We start from the raw sequence: 2,989 nt of genomic DNA, 5'->3' as shown, positions 1-2,989 counted from the left end.
CCGTCCGCGGCGACCGACACGCCGAGCGGCGCGTGGCCGGCGTCGGTGTTCGCGTCGGCGTCGGTGGCCGGCAGCGGGAACCACGGCACCGCGTGCCGTTGTGGCGGCGGCTCGACGGCCGCCGGCGCGTCGAGCGAGTAGGGCACCGGTTCACCCGCGCCGTTGAACACGCGCAGGTCGCCGAGATCGTTGCGCCGGCTCGCCGCGTAGACGGCCGGAGGCACCGTCACCGTGTAGTACGCGGCGCTGCCGTCGAGGTCGAGCGCGAATTGCTGCTCGACCTGATCGCCGGCATGCGTGGCGCTGGCCATTGCCAACGATGTCAACGATGTCAACGCGGTGAGGCCGAGTGCTGCGACGACATGCTTCATTCGTTCGGTTCCGGGTTGCCCGCGGCCTTCGGCGGCAGCGGCGAGAAATAGCCGATCAACAGCAGCAGCACGCCGATGCCGATGAACGACACGATGCGTTCGACGCCCTTCACGTGCGACAGGTCGAACAGGAACAGCTTGACGACGGTGAGCGCGAGCAGCGCGGCGCCGACGAACCACAGCGGCCGCAGCTTGCGGCGCGTTGCCCAGATCATCGTCGCGAGCGCACACACCGTCCAGAACACGGAGACGGACGCCTGCACGAGCGTCGAGTGCGCCATCTCGTCGAAGTTGTACGGCACGCCGGTCCAGTGGTGCAGCGTGCGCAACAGCATCGCGTTCAGCCACAGGAACGCCGTCGCGCCGGCCACCGACTGCAGCTCGACACGGAACTGGTCGAGCGGGATGCCGAGGCGGTGCACCCGCACGAGCCAGAACGCCGCGAGCGCATAGATCGCGAGCTGTACGAGGTCGAGCGGATTGACGAGCGGCACGCGCGCCCAGCTTCCGCCGTCCTGCGTGAAGTTCGCGTAGAAGGTCCACATCCACATCACGAGCACGAGCGGCAGCGACGCGACCGCACAGAGCCGTGCGGGCCCTTCGCGGCGGGCGAACCACAACCCGGCGAACGCGAACGCGCTCCAGCCGACCATGAACACCTGCTGCAGGTTGAACGACGCCAGCACCGCGTCGACGCCGTAGGCCGTATGGAAGCGGTGATGCAGCGTGCGCAGCAGCAGCGCGTTGAACCACAGGAACACGGTCGCGACCGCCGCGTAGCCGATCGCGGGCGGACGCCATGCGATGCCGAGCGTGGTCAGCCGCCGCAGCCACGTCGCGATCGCGACGAAGATCAGCAACTGAGCGACGTCGAGCGGATTGACGAGCGGCAGCCAGAAGAGCGGCGACGCGTCGCCGTCGCTCGTCACGCTCGCGATGCTCCACAGCCACAGCAGCGCGGCGAGTGGCGCTGCGCCCCACACCTGGTACGCGTGCGGGAAGCGCGCAACGGGCCAGCGCAGCCGCGCGCCGACGCCGGACACGAGCAGAAGCAGCAGCCCGAACCCGTACGCCCACGCGCTCCAGCTCCATGCCCCTTCCGGCACGTACGCGCGCAGGCGCCAGTAGCCTTCCAGCGCGAGCAGGCCGCAGACGTTCCAGAACATCAGCGTATGCAGCGGCGCGAGCACGCGCGTGTCGAGCGAAGCCGCGTCGCGCGATGCGCGCGAAGGCGGCTCATCACGCGACTGCCGCCACAGCAGCAAGTAACAGGCCGCGACGACCACCGGCCACACGACCGCGCCGAGGCCCGACAGCGGCGCTTCGTGCGCGTCGAACGCGCGCAGCGCGAACAGCGTGAGCGCGGGCGCCAGCGCGAATGCGGGCCATTCGGCGAGCGGCCACGCGAGTTTGCGGCGCGCAGTGTGTGCGAGCCACGCGGTCGCGGCGACGAACAGCGCGAGTGAGTCCGTCGTGAAGCGGTCCGGATGCGCATCGACATGATGGCCCGCGTACAGCAGGATTTCACGGGTGCCGCCGCACAGCCACCACAGCAGCCCCCACGCGGCCGCCGCGGCGCCGAATTCCGGCATCCATGCGTGCCACGCGCGCGCTTCGTCGCGTCCGTGCAGCCACCAGCCCGTGAACAGGCCGGCGAGCGCGATCAGCAGCGTCGCGATATACGGGCTGTTGAGCACGGGCAGCGCGACCGTATCGGGTGCGCCGAGCGTCCCCGCGAAGAATGCGCCGGCCGCCGCGACCTGCATCAGCAGGCCGAAGCCGAACGGCGCGAGGCGCCGTTCGCGCACCCCGACCCAGACGATCGCCGCGCCCTCGATCGCCCACGCGGCGCTCGTCGTCGGCCCCGAGAAAGCGAGCGGCACCGCAAGCGTCGCGAAGATCACCGCGAGCGCGAGCGTTGCCTCGAACAGCAGGCGCAGCCGCTCGCGGCGCCGCGCGAGCCACGCGGCGACCGCGACGTAGAACGCGGACAGCGCGACCGCGCTCCACGCGAGGCCGAACGGCAGGTCCTTCACGAGCGCGGCCTGCAGTGCGGTCGCGACGATCGGCGTGCCGAACACGAGCGTGCCGTCCACGTAGTGCTTGAGCGCCAGCTCGCGCTGCGCGGCATACAGCAGCGCGATGCCGACGTACATCAGGAAGAACAGCACGAGGAACGGCTCGGTGCTCGCGAAGAATTCCGGGCGGTACGCGGTCACACCCCACGCGGAGCCGATCGAGAACGTGAACACGAAGCCGAGCAGGTTGAGCGGCCGCCATGCCTTGAACCACGCGATCGCGAAGATGCCGGCGTTCAGCAGCGCGTAGTAGCTGAACAGCGCGACGTGGCTGCCGGTGCCGGTGCTCAGCAGCACCGGCGCGAGAAACCCGCCCGCGCTGCCCATGAACGCGAGCGGCTGCGCGTTCTGCCGGATCGCGAGGAACGCGCTCAGGCCGCAGATCGCGACCATCAGCGGGAACGCCGCGCCGACGGGCAGCAGGTGGTAGAGCTTGGTCGCGGCGAACACGGTCAGGTACAGCACGCCGACCCCGCCGCCCTGCAGCACGAGGCCGTACGCGGGGCGCCGCGCGGCGACGCGCCAGCCGACCGCGAGCAG

At 70.6% G+C, this 2,989-nt stretch carries 2 protein-coding genes; both read right to left on the bottom strand.

Translation table 11 applies throughout. From position 1 onward, the window contains the following. The coding region (locus G3N94_RS40625; protein ID WP_205799806.1) for a DUF3999 family protein at positions 1–371 on the bottom strand (371 nt) is incomplete at its 3' end. Then, the coding region (locus G3N94_RS40620) for a DUF2339 domain-containing protein (protein WP_205799805.1) at positions 368–2,989 on the bottom strand (2,622 nt) is incomplete at its 5' end. The genes G3N94_RS40620 and G3N94_RS40625, both read right to left, overlap by 4 nt.

Origin of the sequence: Burkholderia sp. Ac-20353, from assembly GCF_017104785.1 — a bacterium.
Taxonomy (GTDB): Bacteria; Pseudomonadota; Gammaproteobacteria; order Burkholderiales; family Burkholderiaceae; genus Burkholderia.
Note: the sequence above shows the minus strand (reverse complement) of the source record. Positions and strands in the feature narration are given on the sequence as shown.